The organism is Methylophilus sp. VKM B-3414, from assembly GCF_032248435.1.
In the GTDB taxonomy this organism is placed as follows: domain Bacteria; phylum Pseudomonadota; class Gammaproteobacteria; order Burkholderiales; family Methylophilaceae; genus Methylophilus; species Methylophilus glucosoxydans.
Window position 1 is genome coordinate 317,442 of the sequence record NZ_JAVTLI010000013.1, and the last position, 21,593, is coordinate 339,034.

Here is a 21,593-nt window from a genome sequence, read left to right on the forward strand (position 1 = left end):
TATTTAATGTACGGCAGCATCCATCAGTTGCATTTCGTCACTGGTCATGAGTTTCTCAATATCCACCAGGATCAGCATTTCCTGCTCAATAGTGGCCAGGCCCACAATGTATTTGGTGTCGATACGGGTGACCAGCGTGGGGACCTCGCGCAAATGCTCATCGCGCAATTCGCGGACATCAGACACACCATCGACCACGATGCCAACGATGCGGCCATTCAGATTCAGAATGATGACGACAGTAAACTCGTCATACTCCACTTTGCCCAGATTGAACTTGATACGTAAATCGACAATCGGCACAATTTTGCCGCGCAGATTGATCACGCCCTTGATAAACGATGGCAGATTGGCAATTTGCGTCACGGCATCGTAGCCACGAATTTCTTGCACCTTGAGGATTTCAATCCCATATTGCTCGCTGCCAAGCACAAAGGTCAGGTACTCGCCGGCCGCCGTTTTCAGGCTGCCGCCAGTGTTATTGGCCGATGTATTTGCTAATTCTGTTGTTGTGCTCATTGCATATACTCCTTATGCATTGATATGTGTTTGTGAAGTCGAATAGTTCTGGTTGGAAAATGCCAATCCACCAGTCACATAATTGGTTGTCTGACCCATCTGAATAATGGCTGGCACATCCAGAATCAATGCCACCGAGCCATCGCCCATAATGGTGGCGCCAGAAACACCGGGAATCCGCTTGAAGTTGGTTTCCAGGCTTTTGATCACCACTTGTTGCTGACCAACCAGACGGTCTACAAACAGGGCAGATTTCTTACCATCGGCTTCCAGAATCAGCAAGACACCATCAGTCGGATTGGTGATCTGGGTAGGATGGTTAAACAAGGCATGCAAGGCGATAATCGGCAGATACTCTCCACGGACATGCACCATCAGCCCCTCGCCTGTGACCGTTTTCAGGTCTTCTGCACGAGGTTGCAAGGTTTCGACAATCAGGTTCAATGGCACCACATACACACTCTTATCCAGCGACACCGACATGCCATCGAGGATGGCCAGCGTCAGTGGCAAGGAAATCGAGATGGTCGTGCCATAGCCCAGCGCAGAGCGGATTTCAATATTGCCGCCCATGGCGGTGATATTCCGTTTCACCACATCCATGCCGACCCCGCGGCCAGACACATCGGTCACCACCTCAGCGGTAGAAAAGCCCGGGGCAAAAATCAAACTATAAACGTCAGCGTCAGACATACTTTCACTGACTGGCAAGCCGTTAGACATGGCTTTAGCCAGAATCTTGTCGCGGTTGAGGCCGCCACCATCATCGGTGACTTCAATCACGATGCTGCCGCCCTTGTGTGCCGCAGACAGGGTCAACGTGCCATTCTCGGCTTTGCCTAGCTGTTTACGCACTTCCGGTTTTTCAATACCATGGTCTACACTGTTACGCACCAAATGGGTCAGTGGATCCACAATCCGCTCAATCAGGCTCTTGTCGAGCTCTGTCGTGGCACCGCTAGTGACAAAGTCCACTTTTTTGCCCAACTTGCCTGCCAGGTCACGCACCATACGAGGGAAGCGTGAGAATACAAAGTCCATCGGCATCATACGGATAGACATCACGGACTCTTGCAGGTCACGTGTGTTACGAGTCAGTTGGCTGACACTATTAATCAGTGCTTCGTTATCCACAGGGTCCAGTGCATTGACACGCTGTTCAATCATGGCCTGGGTAATCACCAGCTCGCCAACCAGATTAATTAACTGGTCAACTTTTTCAATCCCGACACGGATGGAGCTGCTTTCTGCATTTTGCGCTGCCGCCGGTTTATCGGACTCACGGCGTTGTTGTGACCTGCGGTCCTCTTTCACTTCTTTAGGTGCCGCTTCAGCCACTTGTGCAGGCGCCGGTGTTGCCGCAGCTTGCGCTGCGACGGCAGTATCGTCACCGATCAATTGTGCTTTGGGGGCATCTGGGTGTGGCTTGAATGGGGCAAAGAAGCCGTAACCATCCTCCTGACGCTCCTCATTATTAGTGCCAAACAGGCCATAGCCCATTTCTTCAGCCACCTGAACTTTGCCATTACCAGTCACTTCTGCAGCGACCGGCTGAACCGGGGCGGCCTCCGCTGTTGCTTCAGGCTTGATAATCGGATCATCATCGAAGAAGCCATAGCCCAGATCTTCCTCAACGGGTGTGGCAACCGCGACGGCAGGCGCAGGCTCTGGTGCGGCGGCGGCTTCTGACGCTTTGGCGGTCTCGCTCGCAACCTGAATCACCAGTGCGTCAGGGTCTACAATAAAGGAGCAAATCGAAACAATGTCGTCTGCGCTAGAATCGGTTTTAACCAGCAGTGCATGTGAGCCTGGCGCACGTTGATACACGGCCACCTCACCTAACAAGGCTAACTCGTCTTTCAAGTTTGCCAAGTCGCGCTCGGTAACTACCGGCAAGCCGACGTCATATAAGGTGATGCCTTTGGCTTTTTCATCTTCACTGACAGACAAGGCTGGCTTTTCAGCACCGACGACCAACACTTCCGGCTCTGGTGTCGCAGCTGCAATGACAGGGTCTTCGGGAATGGCGCTTTTGCCTTCAGACAAGGACTTCAGCATCATGGAGACATCGCCGACTTGCTCAGCATCTACTGCTGAACCATGTCTATGCCCATCCAGTTGCATCTTGATCACGTCTTTGGCGGCCAAAAAGGCGTCCACATGCTCTGTGGTCAATGCCATTTCCTGCTTGCGAATCTTATCAAGCAGGTTTTCCAGAACATGGGTAATCTCTGCCATGTCCATAAAGCCAAACGTTGCCGCGCCCCCTTTGATTGAGTGCGCAGCACGGAAAATCGCGTTTAACTGCTCGATATCAGGTGACTCTACGTCAATATCAAGCAACAGGCGCTCTGCTTCGGCCAATAACTCTTCAGCCTCGTCAAAGAACACCTCATAAAACTGGCTCATATCCACTGTCATTGTTTACTCCAGTCCCTTAACCTTGTGCCCTTAGGCACCAATTACTTTTTGTACAACTTCAATCAGACGTTTTGGATCAAATGGTTTGACCAACCAGCCATTTGCACCAGCCGCTTTGCCTTTTGCCTTCATTTCGTCTGATGACTCAGTGGTCAGCATCAAAATAGGCACCTTCTGGTAAGAAGCCAATGTACGCAGGTTGGTGATCAGCGTCAGCCCATCCATCACGGGCATGTTCTGATCCGTCAAAACCAGGTCAACGGTTTTCTCTTTTGCTTTGTTCAAGCCATCCTGACCATCGACCGCCTGTACCACATCATAGCCAGCCGCTTTCAGGCTAAAAGCCACCATTTGACGCAATGATCCGGAGTCGTCTACTGTTAAAATTGTTTTCGCCATGTTTGATTCGCCTTTTTCACTAATTTTGTAAAACGCCGCTGTGACTAAAATAAATCGATATCACCGGTTGCCAAGTCCTGCTGGTTCACTGACTTGCGTAAATTGCCGGTCAAATGCTGGCTACCCTGATCAAAATTCTGGTTCAATTGCTGAATGAAGCTTCTGATTTCCTCATGCTCGTCATCCGCTGCCATCGGAAACTGATGGCTGGATAACTCATGTAACAGCACTTTTAAGCCGTTCACCCGATTAATCGTCCGTTGCAGCAATTGATTGGTCATGTCCTGAAACTGCATGCCAGTCACCACTTTATTCACTTCCTGACCAATATTGTCCTGAAACACCTGCAACTGCTGCATTTCTTCAGGCTGCAACTTGCCGGCCTCTACCAATAACTGGAGGGCAGACTGTTGCTCCATTAACTGGGCATACACATTCATAAAGCTGGCACTGAGCTTTTCAATCGCCTCATTGAGCAAAAAGCTGGTTTGCTGTAAATCGGTTTCGATTTCGAGCAAATGCCAATCACCATGGTGCGAAACTGCAGCCAGTAACTCTCTTAGTTCTTCTATGGGCAATGTTTTCATAGTGGTCCTATCTTGCCTGATTCCCCTGATTTTCAATCAAGAAATAAGCATCATAAAAATGACTTATTTCTTGCGCTTTTACCGTTCCCTGTTTTTTACTCCGCAGGTGTAGCGGCGGTTTTCTGCAATGCATCGACTTGCGAATGGTCTTTTTCACTGACAGAAATTTTTTCGTTATCCTTGAGTAAATCCTCTTCTGCTTCCTTGTTCATCACGATCAAACTGATCCGGCGGTTAATCGGATTGAACGGATTTTCCTTGTCCATCATGATGGCCGAGCCCATGCCAACCACACGCAATAACTTGGTCTCATCCATGCCGCCGGCAATCAGTTCTCGCCTTGAAGCATTGGCACGGTCGGCTGAGAGCTCCCAGTTACTGTAGCCCTGATCACCGCTGGCATAAGGCGTGGCATCGGTATGCCCAGACAGGCTGATTTTGTTATCCACGCCATTGAGTGTTTTACCAATCTCTCGCAAAATTTTCTTGGCGTAAGGTTGCAAATCTGCGCGCGCGTTTTCAAACATCGGGCGATTCTGTTCGTCGATAATTTGTACGCGCAGGCCTTCCGCTGTCATATCCAGTTTTAATTGGGATTTGAATTGCTTGAGCTCAGGGTTTTCATCAATCGCCTGTTCAATCTTGGCCTTGATTTCTTCCAGCTTGGCTTTTTCTGCCTTCTTGAGGACTTCTTTTAACTCTTCTTCCTTAATCGTTTTGTTACGACCAGGGTCGCCATCGACCGGCTTCACCTGACCTTGCTTAAGTGTCACATCCTTGCCGCCGGTATTTTTCAAGGCGGAATCACTGGCACCCACGCCCGGGCCCATGAGCACGACTTTGAGCGGGGTTTTAAAGTATTCAGAAATGCCTTCACGTTGTGCTTTAGAGGTGGAGCCGAGCAGCCACATCAGCAAAAAGAACGCCATCATCGCCGTCACAAAGTCGGCGTAAGCGATTTTCCAGGCACCCCCGTGATGACCGCCGCCGCCTTTCTTGATTTTTTTAACGATAATGGGGGCAATATGTTCTTCTGCCATTTTCGTGGTCCTCTAGGGTTGGTCCTGTGCTTTATTTGGATTGATCTTGTTTGCCAGGCTTATTTTTTAGCTTGCTTGACGTAATCTTCAAGCTCAGAGAAACTTGGACGCTCAGTGGAGTACAAGACCTTGCGGCCGAACTCAACAGCAATTGCAGGCGCATACCCATTTAGGCTGGCAAGAAGCGTCACCTTGATGGTTTGAAAGACCTTGGAGCTTTCTTCCAGCTTGGCTTCCAGCACCCCAGCCAGCGGGCCAACAAAGCCATACGCCAGCAAAATACCGAGGAAGGTACCCACCAGAGCGTGGCCAATCAGCACACCCAGTTCGGTGGGCGGCAAATGCAAACTTTCCATGGTGTGTACCACCCCCATCACCGCAGCTACAATACCAAAAGCTGGCAAGGCGTCACCGAGTTTTGCAATACAATGCGCTGCCACATGGCCTTCCTGATGGTGGGTTTCAATTTCGTTATCCATCAGGTTTTCAACCTGGAAGGCATCCATGTTGCCGGACACCATCAAACGCAAGTAATCACAAATAAACTCGACCACATGATGGTCATGCTGAATTTTGGGATATTTGCCAAACAAGGCACTGGATTCAGGATCTTCAACATCCTTCTCGATCGACATCAGCCCTTCTTTACGAATTTTGGTCAGAATCTCGAACAGCAAAGCCAGCAAATCCATATACATGGCTTTGTTGACATGGGAGCCTTTGAAGGCATTTGGTAAGTCTTTAAGTGTGGCTTTCAATGATTTGGCATCATTGCCGACAACAAATGCACCTACAGCCCCCCCGAAAATCATCACGACTTCCAATGGCTGCCATAGGCCACCCAAGTGCCCCCCGGCCGCTGCGTACCCGCCAAAAATCGCCCCTAAAATAACGACATACCCGACAATGACTAACATGCCTACACTCCACAATGGTTTTACCAATGTTAAAAGCATAGCAACAGGCCAAGGAATTCAATTATCCAAATAAAAGGGCTTTAGCCCCTTATTAAATATGGTTAATTCTGGTTAGATTTCATGCCAGCAACGACAGGCTTAAGCGCCTGCGATAGCGGATGCAAGAAAGGGATAAAGGCTGTCTACAGGCTGTAGACGTACAAGGCAGGGGCGTTTTTTTGCGGATAGATGATTCGTTGCGCCGTCATGTCTGGCACCGGAAACTCGGAGCTGACAAACAGCGTGCCAGCCGGCATCTCAGCCCTCACCTTTTGCCAAACATCGGGCATCACAGCAGGCGACAAATAAGCAAAGATGACATCAAATTTTGCAAAGTCCAGTTCGCGGTAGTCACCGAGCGTAAATCTGGCACTGGTGCCAGAAAACAAGGCTCTGACCGCACTGACCGCCCATGGCAGCGGCGCAATTTCGATACCTGAAACCTCGTCATGCACACGCTGGCTCGCCAAAAACAGGGCGAGATCCCCAATCCCGCTGCCAATATCCAGCACTTTGAGCGGAGCATCATCGCCATGCTGCTCCAGCACGTGATGCAGCGCGCGCCAGGTGGCAGGGAAAGAAGGATAAAATGGGACCCGGGTGTTGTGTACAGACCAGTACAGGGTCAAGGTAATGATAAATCCAGCCAGGTAAACCGTGGCAGGCAAGTTAATATGCTGCATGCCAAGGACAGCGACTGGAAAAATCGCATGAATCCAGCGCCACCAGACTGGCATCTGCGCGGCTTTGGCCAGCAGGCTGACCAAACAAATATGCAGGAGCAGCCAAATCCAGACATGCTCTAGCGAAATGCCAAGATGGCTTAATTCAAATGCGAATACACTGTTGATCACGCCTGGCGCGAGGCCCGCGATCAACAGTATACTCAGGGTCTGGATCAGTAATGCCTGGCACCACAACCGTTTTGGTAGCAGGCGCTGTAGCCAGGGTTTGGGCAACAGCGTCTCTACCGAAAGTTTGGCCGATGGCATGCTGAATCCTTTCACTCACAGAGTGTCGTGACACTGATCCGGCTGATCAGGCAGTCATGGAAACCAGTTTGTAGCTCAACTCTTTTGCCTTTTTGGTTTTGCCGGCACGTGAAGGCACATGGCACAAGTTGCAGACATAGTTCTGGTTCAAATCATAGCTATTGACGATGTATTGACCACCACAGCAATGACAGACTTTAGTTGTCAGCATCTTGCTTTCAATAAAACGTACCAGTGTCCAGGCGCGTGTCAGTGACAACACAGGCTCTTCTTTGGCGTCGGCATCAGGATGCTGTACTTGTTGCATATACAATGTATAGGCTTTGATGATGGCCTGGATGCCGTCTACCCCTGCGTAATCAACCATAAAGCGATAAATGTTGTAGAAAATCGAGGAGTGAATGTTTGGTTGCCAGGTCAAGAACCAATCGGTAGAGAATGGCAACATGCCTTTTGGAGGAGAAACGCCTTTCATCTCTTTGTACAGCTTGATCAAACGCTCACGTGACAATGTGGTTTGTGATTCGAGCAACTGCAGGCGGGCGCCCAGTTCGATCATTTGCATGGCCAGTTGAATTTGTTCTGCTTCGTTAACTACACTCTTCTTTTGCATGATATCCTCTTTTCTCTTTCTAATCGCCGTGTGGTGACAACTACGCTGCTTATACTGTGGAATCTGCGGCCTGGGCTGACATTAATACCGCAGTATGCAGATGGGCTTGGGCAGGGTCTTTGGCATAGCTGGTCAACATTCCCAGGATTTCGCTATCATCAAAGCGGAAGCGGGTCAGCAGCATGTTGGTGTTACAGAGTTTCAGGAGTTGCAGATTGGTCAAGTTTTCGAGCAGATCTGCAATTTCCTTGTTAATGCCAAGGCGGAAGATGGCAGTGGCTTTGTCAGCACGGATCAGTTGTTGCGCCAACATCAGGTAGTTCAGATTGGCATCCTTGATTTCAGCGAGTAAATCGTTTTGCATGTTCATGATCTTTTCTCCGTTTTTTTGCGTAAATTTAAGTCCGCCTGAGCGTTAGGCGTACTTTGCGCGCAATCATGAACTGCAACAATCAGGGTTTGTCGGTTTATTTTGTAAGACAGACGAAAACAGCCGTGTAGGAGTTTGTCTTACAAACCCCTACACGGCATTATTCACTAACAATAATATCAATCACTTATCGCTCAAACCTAAAGTTGAGCTACAAGTTCGTTATGTGCAGTCTGTCAGCATTTTTTGATTTCCAATTCAAAAATTAATTCAAGTTTTCTTGTTGTATTCCGTAAACAATGACTTTTATTCGTTTTCAAGCCGTCTTCATGGTGGCCAGATACTTTTTCAGATATTCCGGTTAACGTCCCTACTTGATAAAACTTTAGGGTGCACAATCAAAAAAAATCCAAAAATTTGATAAGTCACTGTTTATTAATCAAAAATATTTTTAGCTTTTACACCCCTTAACAACAGGCAGGCAGCAACTGTGAGAAAGCGGTCAATTCGCCCTTTTATTCCCAACTTAGAAATACATTTATCTAGCCAATAATCACTCACAAGACACACGACATGGCGTGGTGTGCAAACCCGGAACGAGTGAAAGACATGGCAGCTGAAGACAGCGATATGGAAAAGACCGAAGACGCGTCCCCCAAGCGATTGGAGAAGGCACGCGAAGACGGCGATGTTCCCAGGTCGCGCGAATTGGCCTCTTGTGCGGTTTTGTTTACCAGCGGCATTGCAATCATGATGATGAGCAAGCCGATGGGTGAGGCCATGAAGGATGTATTGCGTCAGGGCCTGAGTCTGGACAGGGCCATGGCGTTTGAGCCGCAGCTGTTGATTGTGCATATGATCAAAGTGGTGGAACAGGCGATGTGGGCCTTTTTGCCACTGGCAGTCATTGTGGTTGCCGTAGCGATTGCTTCACCGATCTTGGTCGGTGGCTGGGTGATGTCGCAGAAATCGCTGGTGCCCAACTTTGGCAAACTCAACCCGATGAAAGGCTTGTCCAATCTGTTCTCCAAGAACTCGCTGGTGGAGTTGGTGAAGTCGATTGCAAAAACCATCCTGGTTGGTTCTGTCGGCTACACGCTGGTGAAAAAGGATTTGCAACCGATGTTGGGCTTGTCCAACATGCCGCTGGAATCCGGGATTAGCACTGTCAGCGAATTTATGGTGACCGGCTTTTTAACATTGGCTTCTGCGCTGGTCCTGATCGCCGTGATTGATGTGCCCTACCAGCTGTATCAATACGCGCAAAAACACAAAATGACCAAACAGGAACTCAAGGACGAATCCAAGGAGTCCGAAGGCAGCCCTGAAATTAAAGGCCGTATCCGTCAGCAGCAGCGTGAAATGGCGCGCAGAAGAATGATGAGTAATGTGCCCAAGGCAGACGTGGTGATTACTAACCCGACCCACTATGCCGTGGCGATCAGCTATAAAGAAGGTGAAAATGCAGCGCCTGTCGTCGTTGCCAAGGGCGTCGATGTACTTGCGCAAAAAATCAAGGAAATTGCTGCAGAACATAATGTGATGACGCTGGAATCCCCCAAACTGGCACGGGCCTTGTATGCCCATGCCGAGCTGGAGCGCGAGATTCCACAAACCTTGTATGCCGCGGTAGCGCAAATTTTGGCTTATGTGTTTCAACTGCGCGTGTTCAAGCAGCATGGCGGCGTCCGTCCGGTCATCCCTACTGATGTACCGGTCCCGGACGCACTGGATCCACATGCACTGGTCGCAGCGCCTGCCACGGCAACAGATATTGAATAAGCAAGACTGAGGAGTATTTAAATGAATAACTGGCAACAAATAATGGGGAAAATGGACGGCCGCAGCATCGCCGCCCCGCTCATTATTGTTTTGCTGCTGGCCATGATGATCTTGCCGTTACCGGCCATCATGCTCGATGTGTTTTTCACTTTTAATATTGCCTTGTCCATCCTGGTCTTGATGATCGGTCTGCAAACCACCAAGCCGCTGGACTTTATCGCCTTCCCTACCGTACTGCTGATGACCACCATGTTGCGCTTGTCGCTCAACGTGGCTTCGACCCGTATCGTGCTGACCGAGGGCCATGCCGGCCCTGATGCCGCCGGTAAAGTGATCGAGGCCTTTGGTCACTTTCTGATTGGCGGGAACTATGCGGTCGGTATCGTGGTGTTCGTCATCCTCACCATTATTAACTTTACCGTGATCACCAAAGGTGCGGGCCGGATTGCAGAAGTGGGTGCACGGTTTACCCTGGATGCGATGCCAGGCAAGCAGATGGCGATTGACGCGGACCTGAACGCGGGTCTGATTGGCGAAGATGAAGCCCGCCGCCGCCGTAAAGAAGTCGGCCAGGAATCCGAATTCTATGGCGCGATGGATGGTGCAAGCAAGTATGTGCGCGGGGATGCGATCGCCGGGATCCTGATCATTATTATCAACATTGTCGGCGGGTTGATTGTCGGCATGGTGCAACATGACCTGAGCTTTGGCGATGCAGTGAAAAACTACACCTTGCTCGCCATTGGTGATGGCCTGGTCGCGCAAATCCCTTCGCTGGTGATTTCCATTGCGGCCGGTGTGGTGGTTTCACGTGTGGCCAACAATGAAGATATCGGCGGCCAGCTGATTAGCCAACTGTTTGAAAATCCACGTGTGCTGACCATCACCGCCGGGATTATTGGCGGTATCGGCCTGATTCCAGGCATGCCTCACCTGGCCTTTATCGGGTTGGGGGGCTTGTTGGGTGGTATTGCTTATTCAGTCAAACAAAAACAGGAAAAAGCCAAACAGCAGACGGTGATTGAACCACAACCAGATGATAAATTGGCCCCGGCCAGCGAGGCGGAAGAAGCCACCTGGAACGATGTGCTGCCAGTAGATACCATCGGCCTCGAAGTTGGCTACCGTTTGATCCCACTGGTGGATAAAGGTCAAGGCGGTGAATTGCTCAAGCGTATCAAGGGCATTCGCAAGAAATTTGCCCAGGAGATTGGTTTCCTGGCACCGACGGTCCATATTCGCGACAACCTGACGCTTAAACCGAACGCCTACCGCATCACCATGAAAGGTGTGGAAATGGCGACCGGGGAATCTAACTATCATCAAATGCTGGCGATTGATCCAGGAGCGGTGACCGGTGAGCTTGAAGGCACCCGCACCACCGATCCAGCCTTTGGCTTGCCCGCAGTGTGGATTGATCCCGAGCAGAAAGAATTCGCACAAAGTCTGGGCTATACCGTGGTAGATCCAGGCACCGTGATTGCCACTCATTTAAACCACATCATTTCACTCAATGCCGGTGAGCTGTTGGGCCGCCAGGAAGTCCAACAGTTGCTGGATCACATGAGCAAAGAATCCAGCAAGCTGATTGAGGAAATTGTGCCCAAGATCATCAGCTTGTCCACCTTGCAAAAGGTCTTGCAAAACCTGCTCAATGAGGGCGTGCATATCCGTGACATGCGCACAATTCTGGAAACGCTGGCAGACCATGCCCAGTATTCGCAAGATGCCAATGACTTGACCGCCATGGTCCGTATCAAGCTAGGGCGTGCAATTGTGCAGGACCTGTTCCCCTACAGCAACGAAATCACCGCCATGACCTTAGATGGCCAATTGGAAAAACTGTTGTTGCAAGCATTACAAAACAACCAGTCCAGCCAGGGCGTGATCGAGCCTGGCATTGCCGAAAGACTGTCACAAGAGACCGAAATGGCCGCCAGACAGCAAGAGCAGATGGGCTTGACACCAGTCCTGCTGGTGGCTGGGCCCCTCCGCCAGGCTTTATCCAGATTTTTAAGAAGGACCGTCCCGCACCTCAGAGTGTTATCCCACGATGAGTTGCCAGACAACAAATCGATTCGTGTCACCAGTTTAATCGGAGCGCAGTAATATGAACATCAGAAGATTTTTTGGCAAAAACGCACGTGAAGCCCTGGCTCAGGTCAAGCAGGCCCTGGGGGAAGATGCCATTATTGTTGCGAATCGCAGTGTCAACGGTGGGACCGAGATCATGGCCATGCTGGAGTCGGATGTCGATGCCAGTGCGAGCCAGGCAAATGCTGAGCAAGGCAGCGAGCAAACCCGCAGCCTGCTTGATTTTGTTCATGCCAAAGAGCAACCCCGGCAAGCAACTCCAGTACCGGCACCGCGCGCCGTTCAGCCGCCGGCAGCAACGGTATCTGAAGAGGCCAATGTCAACGAATCGGCCATCATGGACATGCTCAAGCAGCACAGTGAACAACAAGAGCATGCGTACCAGCTGGCAACACAAACGCTGGAAGAAAAAATGCAAGGCATGATGGTGGAAATGCGCCAGATGCGCAGCCACTTTGAAACCCAGATGAGTGCCATGACCTGGCAGCATCATTTACAACATAGCCCGGCCAAATCAAAAGTGCTGGGCACCCTGCTCGCTGCCAACTTCAGTGCGTCTCTTTCGCGCCAGATTGCCGAAAAAATGCCGCAACACATTGATGTGAATAAGGCGCCAATGTGGGCCAAAGAAGTGATCAGCCGCAATTTGCATACGCTGGACGACGAAGATGCTTTGCTGGATCGTGGCGGCATCTATGCCTTGGTCGGCCCGACCGGGGTAGGCAAAACCACCACTACGGCCAAATTGGCGGCCCGCTATGTAATGAAACATGGCACCCAGAACCTGGGCTTGATCACCACTGACAGCTACCGGATTGGCGGTTACGAGCAATTACGGATTTACGGCAAGATTCTGGGCGTGATGGTACATGCGGTCAAAGATGAAGAAGACTTAAAAATAGCCTTAAACGAACTCAAGAACAAACATATGATTCTGGTGGATACCGTCGGCGTCAGCCAGCGTGACCAGGCGGTGACTGAGCAACTTTCCATGCTGAGCCGTGCCGACAGCCCGATACAGAAACTGTTGTGCCTGAATGCGACCTCAACCGGCGATACCTTGACTGATGTGATGCGTAGCTACAAAAAGCATGATATCGCTGGCTGTATCGTCACCAAACTCGACGAAGCGGCTGCGATTGGCAATGTACTGGACGTGTTGATTCGCGAGCGCATGCGCCTGTTTTACACCACCAGTGGTCAGCGTGTGCCTGAGGATATCGAGGTTGCAGACAAGCAAGCCCTGGTCGAGCGCGTGTTGACGCCGCACCAGGCCAGCCTGCCCTACCAGTATCTGGATGAAGAATTGCCGCTGGTGATCTCCAGCATGATGCAAACCGCCAGCCAGGAGCAGCCACATGTTTAATTACCGTGACCAGGCGGACGGCTTGCGCCGTATCATGGCCAAAACCTCTGCCCGCATTATCAGTGTGATTGGGGCCAATGGCCAGCCAGCCAGCCAGTGGATGCGTCAACTGGCGACCAGCATGCTGACGCCAGAACAGCGTTTGTTGCTGGTGCACGCGCACCGCCAACCCGCGATGACACATTCCCTGCAAGGCATCGCCGTGCAACGTCAGGCCATCCAGCGGGGCATTTTCAAACACCCGCAAGGCTATGACCTGACCTGTTTGGGCGAAAATGACCTGTTAACCTCGCCTTTATCTCACGATTTAAAAACGCAACTCAACGGTATAGTGGAGCAACTTGCGTACGATTACGACACTGTGATGATTGAAGCACAACTGGATAGCCAAGACTACAGCCTGCTGCTGCCGGTAATTGCCGCGCATGAGCTGGTGATCCAAATGGATAGAAGCGAAGCCGCCATTAAGTCGGCATATGCGACCATCAAGCACATCAGCCAGCAGCATGGGCAGATTCCGTTGGGTGTCGTCGTGACAGACGCTAACCATGATCAAGGCAATCAGTACTTTATGCGCCTGAACCAGGTGTGCAAACAATTTTTGGGCATCACGCTGGAGTTCATCGGGGCCATGCCTGCTGAAACCGCCAAGGCAGTCACTGCCAACCCTGGGCGCGCGACTGCAGAAGTGAGCAAACAGCTTTCCAGCACACTGGCGTTTAAAACCGTCGCCCATCGTCTCGAACAACAACGGATTTCCATGCCATCCATGGCTGTTGCCTAAAGTCAAAAAGGAAAAACATGTATACCGCTAAAGGCACGACTCAAAATACCGATCAGATGCTCAAAATGCATAGCGGCCTGGTCAAGAAAATGGCGTATCAAATGAAGGCCAAGCTGCCCTCCTGCGTCGAGCTGGATGACCTGGTGCAAGCGGGCATGATCGGCCTGATGGACGCGATACAGCGTTACGAAGATACGCATGGGGCACAATTTGAAACTTACGCCTCTCAGCGCGTACGCGGCGCCATGCTGGATGAATTGCGCGGTGCCGACTGGCTGCCGCGCGGTATCCGCAAAAACATGCGCGATATCGAGTTGGCTGTGCAGCAACTGGAACAAAAACTGGGTCGCCCGCCTACCGAATCCGAAATCGCCAAGCACATGAATTTTAGCCTGGAAGATTACTACGAGGTCTTGAGCGACTGCCAGGGTCACCAGCTGATTTATTACGAAGATTTTCAGGACGATGACGGTGGCGAGCACTTTCTGGATCGTTATGTGGACGATGATAGCAGCGACCCGGTGAAAGCCCTGCTCGAAAGCGACTTCCGTGAAGCCTTGATAGCCTCTATCGACAACTTGCCTGAGCGCGAAAAGATATTGATGGGCTTGTATTACGAGCAAGAGCTTAACCTCAAGGAGATTGGCGCCATCATGAATGTGTCCGAATCACGCGTTTGCCAGCTGCATAGCCAGGCGGTCGCCCGCTTGCGTGCCGCCATGCGTGAAAAAGCCTGGACCGGAGTCGCCTGATGGATTGGGGTAGCCTGGCCGGACTGCTGATTGCACTCGGCGGCCTGGTTCTGGGCCAAGTCATAGAAGGGGGCCACCTCAACTCCCTGATGCAACCTGCTGCCTTTGCCGTGGTTATTCTCGGCACGACTGGCGCCGTCTTGCTGCAAACCGAACTCAAAGTGTTTATCAAAGGCCTGCGCATGTTGAAGCTGGCCTTTGTCCACCCACAAGATGACCGCAAAAAACTCGCCGTTAAAATCAATCAATGGAGCCAGCAGGCGCGCAAAGAAAGCGTATTGTCGCTGGAAAGTTACATCAAGCGTGAGCAGGATCCTTTCGTACGCAAGGGCTTGCAATTGCTGGTGGACGGCACCCCGCCTGATCGCATCCGCGAAGTCTGTGCCATTGATATGTATTACTACGAAATGCAACAGCGCGACGCTGTCAAAATCTGGTCAGCGGCAGGCGGCTATGCGCCCACCGTAGGTATTCTGGGCGCGGTGCTCGGCCTGATTCATGTCATGGAGAATCTGTCTGACCCAAGCAAGATCGGTAGCGGCATCGCAGTGGCCTTTGTTGCCACCATTTATGGTGTAGCGCTCGCCAACCTGGTGTTTTTACCCATCTCCAACAAACTCAAAGGCCATGTCCAGCATGAAATGTCCAGGCGCGAAATGCTGCTCAATGCCTGGGTCTCCATCGCACGGGGCGACAATCCAAAATTGGTCAGTGAGCGGCTGGAATCTTATCTGCATTTGAGACAATCGTGATGTACAGACGCCACAAGCTCGAAGATGAAGAGGAAAGCCACGAACGGTGGCTCATTTCTTATGCAGACTTCATTACCCTGCTGTTTGCTTTTTTCGTCGTCATGTATGCCACCTCCAACATTAACCTGAATAAATACCGCGCCCTCTCCAGCTCGGTCGTCAATGCGTTTCAGGGGCAACCGGGGGCTGTCGGCCAGCCGCAGAATATGCCACAGGGCTTACAAACGCCTGGATTGCCAGTTCCTGGCGCGCAGAATCAAAACGGGCAAGTCCCAAGTGCGGTGATGAAGCCTTTGCCGCTCAGCTATCTATATCAGGAAAAAAAACAGCGTGATCAGGAGAAAATACGCGCCATGGCTCAACAACTGGCCAACACGCTGGCGCAATGGATAGAGCAAAAACAGATCATGGTTTACCAGTCAGACTTGGGGGTGGAAATGGATATTTCTACCCATCTGCTGTTCCAGAACAATCAGGCGGCATATACACCACAGGCCAACCAGGTACTGCACATCATCAGCGCACAACTAAAAAATGAATACCGCACCCTCCAGGTTGAAGGGCATAGTGACAAGCACACCTTCAGTGGCATGGTTGACGCAGAAAGCAAGCGTTGGACATTGACGGCCACGCAGGCAGCACGCGTCGCGGCAACACTGGCCGCCGATGGCATCGCCGCCAAACGGCTTTCAGCCCTTGGCCTGGCAGAAACGCGGCCGGTCTCCAGCAGTGACAATAACCTGGCGCAATCGCTCAACAGCCGTATCACCCTGCGCATCCTCACCGCAGAGGCAGGTGAGCAACTCACCACCAATCTGGCGAACCGCCAGGAAGTCTCGCCAGCCGAGCCAGAAGCAACCGCAGAGATTCCACCGATGGCAACGCCAGCTACCTTGCCATCAGCAATGACAAACAAGCGCAACAGTCAGCCTTGACCTTGGCTGTGCGGCCGTAAAAGTTATTTTTTAAACCATCGCCTTTTAGGGCATCATTTCTAAACCAACGCTTGTTGCAACCAATCATTAAATGCGTCTATTGGCATGGGTTTACCAAACAGGTAACCCTGGTAGCGGCGGCAACCATTGTTTAGCAACAGTTCCAGTTGTTCTGGGGTTTCAACCCCTTCGGCAATCACGCCGAGGTACATGCTCTGCGCCATGGCAATAATGGTACGCACAATGGTGCGGTCATGACTATCGGTCACAATATCATTTACAAATGAGCGGTCTATCTTGAGTTGATACAGTGGCAATTTTTTAAGATATTGCAACGAAGAATAGCCGGTGCCAAAGTCGTCTAGGGAGAACTGGATGCCTGACTGGCTGAGCTCTGTCATGATGCGTACCGCATCGTCCACATTTTCCAAAAGCAGGCTTTCGGTTAACTCCAGACGCAAGGCATTGGGGTTGATTTGATGCCGCTGTAAACAGGCTTTGACCATGGCGGTGAAATTGGCCTGTCGGAACTGACGCGCGCTGATATTCACCGACAAACTGAGTTCACGTGTTTTTTGTGCCCGTTGCCAAACGGCAATTTGTGCACATGCCTGGTCGAGTACCCACATGCCGATTTCAACAATCAGGCCACTGCTCTCGGCCACCGCGATAAATTGCAGCGGTGAAGTGAGGCCTTGCGTGGGGTGTTGCCAACGCAGCAAGACCTCTGCGCCAAACGGCCGGCCGGTGTGGTCCACTTGCACCTGATAATAAACCCGCAACTGTTGCTGGACGATGGCTTCGCGCAGCTCGGCTTCCAGGCGCGCTTGCGTCGCAATCTCGGTCTGCATGCCAGGCTCATACAGACAGGCATGGTTGCGGCCAGACTGCTTCGCTTTGTGCAAAGCGATGTCCGCGGCTTTCACATAGTCCGTTTCATCCATGTCTGTCCCGCTAAAACTGCACAAACCCATGCTGGCGGTCACCGGCAGCTTGAGTCCTGCCACGTTAAACGGCCGTTGCAGGGTCTTGTGCAATTTGCGCTGCAAGGCCCAGACCTGTTGTACCGCCTTGTCTTTTTGGGTGGACAGCCCGGAAAGCAGAATTAGAAACTCATCGCCGCCCATACAGGCAATAAAATGCGGTTGTGCCGCCTTTTGCAGGCGCTGCGCCACTTGCTGCAACAGCGTATTGCCTGCATTGTGGCCATGGGCTTCATTCACCCATTTGAAATGGTCGAGGTCTATATAAATGAGACCGCCATGTTGCTCTGCGGCGGATTGATGACGCAAGGCATGCAATACTTCATACATTTTTTTGCGGTTAGGCAAGCCGCTCACCGGCTCAAGATAGGCCAGGATTTGCATCGACTGCTGTGACAAATGGCGATCCACGACGATACTGACCAGTCTGGCCGCCTGCCCGATCAGGGATTGCTCAGCGGCTGTAGGAACTTGTACCTGACGCGAATACAAGGCAAAGGCCCCGAGCACTTCCCCCGCAGCATTGAGAATAGGCTCTGCCCATCCGCCCTGCACCCCCGAAGCCAATGCTGCCGTTCGGTGGTACTGCCAGTAAGGATGGGTCATGACATTTTCAACCACTACGCGCTGGCGCGTGGCGATCGCGGTGGCTAGAGAGCCGTTACCGGCCTCCAGCTTGAGTTGTTGCAAGGTTTGCAGTAGCGGGGATGGCAAACTGGGCGCGATCACGGTTTGTACACGTTGCCCCAGATCCTGCGTCAACACGATGGCACAAAAGGTCTCGGGATGCAGCGCTTCGATCTCGCCAGCGATCCAGGCCAGGATGTGTTCGGTATCCTGTTCTTTAAGAATCAGTTCCAGCATAGAAAACTTGAAGCGATCATAGTCTCGCACTCGTTGTTTTTCTTGCTGGTAAAGCAAGGCAGCTTGATGCGTCTGACTCACATCCCGCACCAGCAGCAAACAACGTGGCTCGTTTTGCCCATGCAAAAAATAATGCACTCGACACTCTAGCCACAGCAATCCTTGCTGGTCGCAGGCAATCTGTATGCATTGTTGGGTGGTCTGATCAGTGGCGGGCGTTAACAGGGCTTTTATCAACGCATGACTTTCGGCGGGTAAGACTTGCCAAAGGCCGTTGCTATTCAAGACTTGATGCGCTGGTGTAGACGCAGCCGACCCTTGCGCTAACACAGACAAACAATCACCGGCGGCATTGGTCTCAACCGCCAGATAATACTGGGCCGGATCAAGCAAATCAGACCACTGCTCAAGAAGCACACACAGTGCAGGATTGGCCAATATTGAAGCACTTGGCTCAGAGATTACTAAAGACATCGCAAACTTTCACAACTGCAGTGCACAATCTCTGTCCCTCCAACGCAGGTAAATACGCTGGTCATGAGATGGCACACCCCCGAAGAATATTTTTAGAATAGCACTACCAACTGGATGGCTGCGCATTATATTTACAATAATGTGTCCAAAAAGCAGTGCGCTGTCAAGCACAGATACCTTAACACTTGTCTGGCTGCAAGCAAGTTCGCGGGTAGAAACAGTGCGCGACCATCCCCCACCCCGGCTTTACTTTGGGGTAAATCCGGCAAGTGGGCTTCAACCAAAGCGAGATGGCTTTGCATCATAAAAAATCAAAGAAAAATCGCCCAACTCTATTTCCTGCTAAAGACAGGCAAACGCAAGAGCATGATCAAGCCAAACACACCGCTGTAAATGATCGGTTCAGTCAGGTCTTTTTTGACCAGCCACCAGAAATGCAGCAAGGCCAAGACCGCAATCACATACACCAGTTGATGCAATCTTTTCCAGCGCTGTTTAAGGGCATGCATGGCTGCCTGATTAGAAGTAGCCGCCAACGGCACAGTCAATAATAAAGCCAATGCCCCAACCAGCACATAGGGATGCTTGACGATATCTTTGACCATGTCCGACCAGTCGAACTGATAATCCAGCCAGACATAACTGGTCACATGCAAACTGGCATAGGCAAACATCCATAACCCTAACAGGCGCCGCACGGCGATCAACCAGCCTAGCCGGGTGAGAGATTTAAGCGGTGTCACACTCAGTGACAGTAACAAAAATACCAGTGCCCACGTGCCGGTCGAACGCTCAATAAACTCAACCGGATTCGCCCCCAAGTCATTGGTAACCCCCAGATAGACCAGGCGCAGTATCGGCAGTAATGCGCCTAGCCAAACCAGCATCTTCACCCCCTTGATGCGGTCTTTCACTGAAAGAGAAGGCCATGTGAATAAAGGACTCATCTTAGAAATTTTTCTTCAAGTCCATGCCTGCATACAAGCTGGCGACTTCTTCATAACCATTAAACAGCTTGGTTTTCACGCGCCCGGCAAACAGTCCTGCGCCGATACGCTTCTCTGAGGACTGCGTCCAGCGTGGATGATCGACTTGCGGGTTTACGTTGGCGTAAAACCCGTATTCACGCGGACTCGCGCGCATCCAGGTTGTCGTTGGCATTTGCTCAACAAAGCGAATGGTAGAAATGGCTTTGGCCCCTTTAAACCCATACTTCCATGGCACCACCAGACGCACTGGTGCACCGTTCTGATTTGGCAAGACCTTGCCATACAGTCCCACCGCCAGAATCGTCAGTGGTTGCATGGCCTCATCCATACGCAACCCCTCCACATAAGGCCAGTCCAGTATTGGCATGCGCGCGCCAGGCATATGCCGTGGGTCGTTATACGACACAAATTCAATATACTTTGCATTGCCGGTCGGTTGCGCCCAGTCAATCAGCGCCTTAAGCGGCAACCCTATCCATGGGATGACCATAGACCAGCCCTCGACACAGCGCATACGATAAATCCGCTCTTCCAGCGGTGCCAGCTTCATCAGTTGCTCAATGCCTATGGTTTTCGCTTGCTTGACCGCACCTTCTATCTTGATGGTCCATGGCGTCGGCTTGAACAGCACCGCCTCTCGCGCCGGGTCTTCTTTGCCGGTGCCAAACTCATAATAATTATTGTAATTGGTCACATCCTGCAAAGCGGTCAGCGTATCCTCCTTGCCATAGGCGGTTTTTTGAAACTCCAGCGTTTGCGCTGCCTGTGCCGTGGTCGGCAACCATAAACTGGCAGCGGCGACACCAGCAGCCTTGATCAAAGTCCGGCGTTGTTCAAACAGCGCTTGCGGCGTGATTTCTGAGGGTAAGATTCCGCTGGGGTTGCTGCGGTGAGGGTCAAATTGCATGATGTTTCCTGTGTGGTGACAATTGTATGTTTGTCGCGTATGACAGGAAAACCTTACAGGGGATTCCAAATAAAAATAAATCTTTAACTGCCAGGGACGTTTGACAGGGCTAAATGCGTCACTTGAGGCTATGCATAGGCCTCAAGCGCAAATCATCCAGTTTGATTGGGAATGCTTTACTTTGCCTGTGTCAACAATGCGTCCAGTTCAGCATCTTTTAATTTGGCGGCAATGGTACGGGCTTGCTGCAGTAACTGTTGCGCAGCCGCGTGATCCCCTTGTGCCTTTTTTGAAGCGGCCCATTGAATGGCGGTCTTGGCTTCATAAAATTCGCCGCCATTTTCATGCGCATACTCCATCAAGCGCTGGTAGGTTTTGTCTGCCCCGACAAAGTCTTTTTTATCGGTAAACAATTGCCCCAAAGTCAGGCTGGCTTCAGCATATTGGTCAGGGGTGCCTGATTTGCGCAGCATCAGGACACCTTTGAGCTGATATTCAATCGCTTTTTCAGCCTGTTTTAACTGCTGATAGCTCATGGCTTCGTGGATATAGCTATCCGCGCGCTCATCGTCGTTCAAAGAGAGCTTTTCGCCGGCTTCAAATGATTTGAGCGCGTTAGCATACTGCTCCATTTCAAAATAGGCTTCGCCGATCAGGTTGTGGGCAACGCGGGCATAGCGGCGCATGTTTTGCTGCTCGCTAAATTTCAATGCTTGCTGATAACTCTCCAGCGCCGCGGCATGCACTTTGGCTTCCAGCTGCGCATTGCCCAACAGCATATGCGCCGCAATCAGATCCAGCCCTTCCGGCTTGAGGCTTAGTGCCTGTTTAAAGCTCTGCTGGGCGGCGGTGTTATCCCCTAAACCCGATTGCGCGCGGCCTTTGCAAAGCCAAAACTCAGCTTGTTTAGCATGCTGCTCCGCAAGTTTGACGGCTTCAGCGTATTGATGTTTTTGGACGGCAGTATCGCAGGCATCTAATGCAGCATCCTTAGCCATTGATTCATTGATAATC

General features: G+C 51.3%; 20 protein-coding genes. 7 read left to right on the top strand and 13 right to left on the bottom strand.

The features are described from left to right. Positions 1 to 3: 3 nt before the first annotated feature. From Q9292_RS14175 to flhD, 9 genes are all read right to left on the bottom strand, one after another. Positions 4 to 519 carry a chemotaxis protein CheW gene (locus tag Q9292_RS14175; RefSeq protein ID WP_194747587.1) on the bottom strand — a complete coding sequence of 172 codons (516 nt, stop codon included), beginning with the start codon at positions 517 to 519 and terminating at the stop codon, positions 4 to 6. 12 nt (positions 520 to 531) lie between these two features. Beyond that, on the bottom strand, positions 532 to 2,940 hold the full coding sequence (gene cheA, locus Q9292_RS14180; protein ID WP_313989237.1) for a chemotaxis protein CheA: 2,409 nt from the start codon (positions 2,938 to 2,940) through the stop codon (positions 532 to 534). 30 nt (positions 2,941 to 2,970) lie between these two features. Then, positions 2,971 to 3,339 (bottom strand): response regulator, encoded by a 369-nt coding sequence (locus tag Q9292_RS14185; protein ID WP_018985223.1) that lies wholly within the window; start codon positions 3,337 to 3,339, stop codon positions 2,971 to 2,973. A gap of 44 nt (positions 3,340 to 3,383) precedes the next feature. Continuing rightward, positions 3,384 to 3,926: a chemotaxis protein gene (locus Q9292_RS14190; RefSeq protein WP_194747591.1), complete on the bottom strand. Its 543-nt coding sequence runs from the start codon at positions 3,924 to 3,926 to the stop codon at positions 3,384 to 3,386. A 95-nt stretch (positions 3,927 to 4,021) separates the two neighbouring features. Continuing rightward, positions 4,022 to 4,966 (bottom strand): flagellar motor protein MotB, encoded by a 945-nt coding sequence (gene motB / locus Q9292_RS14195; RefSeq protein WP_313989241.1) that lies wholly within the window; start codon positions 4,964 to 4,966, stop codon positions 4,022 to 4,024. 59 nt (positions 4,967 to 5,025) lie between these two features. Then, on the bottom strand, positions 5,026 to 5,883 hold the full coding sequence (gene motA / locus Q9292_RS14200) for a flagellar motor stator protein MotA (RefSeq protein WP_194747595.1): 858 nt from the start codon (positions 5,881 to 5,883) through the stop codon (positions 5,026 to 5,028). A gap of 182 nt (positions 5,884 to 6,065) precedes the next feature. Beyond that, positions 6,066 to 6,914 carry a class I SAM-dependent methyltransferase gene (locus Q9292_RS14205; RefSeq protein ID WP_275355219.1) on the bottom strand — a complete coding sequence of 283 codons (849 nt, stop codon included), beginning with the start codon at positions 6,912 to 6,914 and terminating at the stop codon, positions 6,066 to 6,068. A 46-nt stretch (positions 6,915 to 6,960) separates the two neighbouring features. Continuing rightward, positions 6,961 to 7,527 (bottom strand): flagellar transcriptional regulator FlhC, encoded by a 567-nt coding sequence (flhC, locus tag Q9292_RS14210; RefSeq protein WP_194747597.1) that lies wholly within the window; start codon positions 7,525 to 7,527, stop codon positions 6,961 to 6,963. 49 nt (positions 7,528 to 7,576) lie between these two features. Further along, positions 7,577 to 7,897, bottom strand: coding sequence for a flagellar transcriptional regulator FlhD (flhD, locus tag Q9292_RS14215; protein ID WP_194747599.1), 321 nt, complete (start codon positions 7,895 to 7,897; stop codon positions 7,577 to 7,579). Positions 7,898 to 8,506: 609 nt separating this feature from the next. Between flhD and flhB the strand changes: the two genes are divergently transcribed. Genes flhB through Q9292_RS14250 form a run of 7 tightly spaced genes read left to right on the top strand, consistent with a single transcriptional unit; the run spans position 8,507 to position 16,362 of the window. Continuing rightward, positions 8,507 to 9,679 (top strand): flagellar biosynthesis protein FlhB, encoded by a 1,173-nt coding sequence (gene flhB, locus Q9292_RS14220; protein ID WP_313989305.1) that lies wholly within the window; start codon positions 8,507 to 8,509, stop codon positions 9,677 to 9,679. Positions 9,680 to 9,700: 21 nt separating this feature from the next. Then, a complete protein-coding gene (gene flhA, locus Q9292_RS14225) occupies positions 9,701 to 11,788 on the top strand; it encodes a flagellar biosynthesis protein FlhA (RefSeq protein WP_313989247.1) in 2,088 nt (695 codons plus the stop codon). A 1-nt stretch (position 11,789) separates the two neighbouring features. Then, positions 11,790 to 13,139 carry a flagellar biosynthesis protein FlhF gene (flhF, locus tag Q9292_RS14230; RefSeq protein WP_313989249.1) on the top strand — a complete coding sequence of 450 codons (1,350 nt, stop codon included), beginning with the start codon at positions 11,790 to 11,792 and terminating at the stop codon, positions 13,137 to 13,139. Continuing rightward, on the top strand, positions 13,132 to 13,923 hold the full coding sequence (locus Q9292_RS14235; RefSeq protein WP_194747603.1) for a MinD/ParA family protein: 792 nt from the start codon (positions 13,132 to 13,134) through the stop codon (positions 13,921 to 13,923). The genes flhF and Q9292_RS14235 overlap by 8 nt, the downstream gene beginning before the upstream one ends. Before the next feature lie 17 nt (positions 13,924 to 13,940). Next, the gene (locus tag Q9292_RS14240; protein WP_275355227.1) at positions 13,941 to 14,675 is read left to right on the top strand and encodes an RNA polymerase sigma factor FliA; all 735 of its coding nucleotides are present in this window, start codon (positions 13,941 to 13,943) and stop codon (positions 14,673 to 14,675) included. Beyond that, positions 14,675 to 15,427, top strand: a complete 753-nt coding sequence (locus Q9292_RS14245) for a flagellar motor protein (RefSeq protein ID WP_194747605.1) — start codon at positions 14,675 to 14,677, stop codon at positions 15,425 to 15,427. Before Q9292_RS14240 ends, Q9292_RS14245 begins: the two co-directional genes overlap by 1 nt. Next, the gene (locus Q9292_RS14250) at positions 15,427 to 16,362 is read left to right on the top strand and encodes a flagellar motor protein MotB (protein WP_275356374.1); all 936 of its coding nucleotides are present in this window, start codon (positions 15,427 to 15,429) and stop codon (positions 16,360 to 16,362) included. The genes Q9292_RS14245 and Q9292_RS14250 overlap by 1 nt, the downstream gene beginning before the upstream one ends. A gap of 59 nt (positions 16,363 to 16,421) precedes the next feature. Here Q9292_RS14250 and Q9292_RS14255 read toward each other — a convergent pair whose 3' ends face one another. From Q9292_RS14255 to Q9292_RS14270, 4 genes are all read right to left on the bottom strand, one after another. After that, the gene (locus tag Q9292_RS14255; protein WP_313989253.1) at positions 16,422 to 18,683 is read right to left on the bottom strand and encodes a GGDEF domain-containing protein; all 2,262 of its coding nucleotides are present in this window, start codon (positions 18,681 to 18,683) and stop codon (positions 16,422 to 16,424) included. A gap of 332 nt (positions 18,684 to 19,015) precedes the next feature. Then, entirely contained in the window at positions 19,016 to 19,630 is a 615-nt protein-coding gene (locus tag Q9292_RS14260) for a protein-methionine-sulfoxide reductase heme-binding subunit MsrQ (protein WP_313989256.1), read from the bottom strand. Position 19,631: 1 nt separating this feature from the next. Then, the gene (gene msrP / locus Q9292_RS14265) at positions 19,632 to 20,579 is read right to left on the bottom strand and encodes a protein-methionine-sulfoxide reductase catalytic subunit MsrP (RefSeq protein WP_313989259.1); all 948 of its coding nucleotides are present in this window, start codon (positions 20,577 to 20,579) and stop codon (positions 19,632 to 19,634) included. A gap of 176 nt (positions 20,580 to 20,755) precedes the next feature. Then, the gene (locus tag Q9292_RS14270; protein ID WP_313989262.1) at positions 20,756 to 21,577 is read right to left on the bottom strand and encodes a tetratricopeptide repeat protein; all 822 of its coding nucleotides are present in this window, start codon (positions 21,575 to 21,577) and stop codon (positions 20,756 to 20,758) included. Positions 21,578 to 21,593 lie beyond the last annotated feature (16 nt).

Bases quoted from the DNA above. Each gene is read 5' to 3' on its own strand.
- cheA (WP_313989237.1), bottom strand. From the start codon at position 2,940: ATGACAGTGGATATGAGCCAGTTTTATGAGGTGTTCTTTGACGAGGCT.
- Q9292_RS14260 (WP_313989256.1), bottom strand. From the start codon at position 19,630: ATGAGTCCTTTATTCACATGGCCTTCTCTTTCAGTGAAAGACCGCATC.
- motA (WP_194747595.1), bottom strand. From the start codon at position 5,883: ATGTTAGTCATTGTCGGGTATGTCGTTATTTTAGGGGCGATTTTTGGC.
- flhA (WP_313989247.1), top strand. From the start codon at position 9,701: ATGAATAACTGGCAACAAATAATGGGGAAAATGGACGGCCGCAGCATC.
- flhF (WP_313989249.1), top strand. From the start codon at position 11,790: ATGAACATCAGAAGATTTTTTGGCAAAAACGCACGTGAAGCCCTGGCT.
- flhB (WP_313989305.1), top strand. From the start codon at position 8,507: ATGGCAGCTGAAGACAGCGATATGGAAAAGACCGAAGACGCGTCCCCC.
- Q9292_RS14175 (WP_194747587.1), bottom strand. From the start codon at position 519: ATGAGCACAACAACAGAATTAGCAAATACATCGGCCAATAACACTGGC.
- Q9292_RS14250 (WP_275356374.1), top strand. From the start codon at position 15,427: ATGTACAGACGCCACAAGCTCGAAGATGAAGAGGAAAGCCACGAACGG.
- Q9292_RS14205 (WP_275355219.1), bottom strand. From the start codon at position 6,914: ATGCCATCGGCCAAACTTTCGGTAGAGACGCTGTTGCCCAAACCCTGG.
- Q9292_RS14255 (WP_313989253.1), bottom strand. From the start codon at position 18,683: ATGTCTTTAGTAATCTCTGAGCCAAGTGCTTCAATATTGGCCAATCCT.
- motB (WP_313989241.1), bottom strand. From the start codon at position 4,966: ATGGCAGAAGAACATATTGCCCCCATTATCGTTAAAAAAATCAAGAAA.
- Q9292_RS14270 (WP_313989262.1), bottom strand. From the start codon at position 21,577: ATGGCTAAGGATGCTGCATTAGATGCCTGCGATACTGCCGTCCAAAAA.
- Q9292_RS14235 (WP_194747603.1), top strand. From the start codon at position 13,132: ATGTTTAATTACCGTGACCAGGCGGACGGCTTGCGCCGTATCATGGCC.
- flhC (WP_194747597.1), bottom strand. From the start codon at position 7,527: ATGCAAAAGAAGAGTGTAGTTAACGAAGCAGAACAAATTCAACTGGCC.
- Q9292_RS14190 (WP_194747591.1), bottom strand. From the start codon at position 3,926: ATGAAAACATTGCCCATAGAAGAACTAAGAGAGTTACTGGCTGCAGTT.
- msrP (WP_313989259.1), bottom strand. From the start codon at position 20,579: ATGCAATTTGACCCTCACCGCAGCAACCCCAGCGGAATCTTACCCTCA.
- flhD (WP_194747599.1), bottom strand. From the start codon at position 7,897: ATGAACATGCAAAACGATTTACTCGCTGAAATCAAGGATGCCAATCTG.
- Q9292_RS14245 (WP_194747605.1), top strand. From the start codon at position 14,675: ATGGATTGGGGTAGCCTGGCCGGACTGCTGATTGCACTCGGCGGCCTG.
- Q9292_RS14240 (WP_275355227.1), top strand. From the start codon at position 13,941: ATGTATACCGCTAAAGGCACGACTCAAAATACCGATCAGATGCTCAAA.
- Q9292_RS14185 (WP_018985223.1), bottom strand. From the start codon at position 3,339: ATGGCGAAAACAATTTTAACAGTAGACGACTCCGGATCATTGCGTCAA.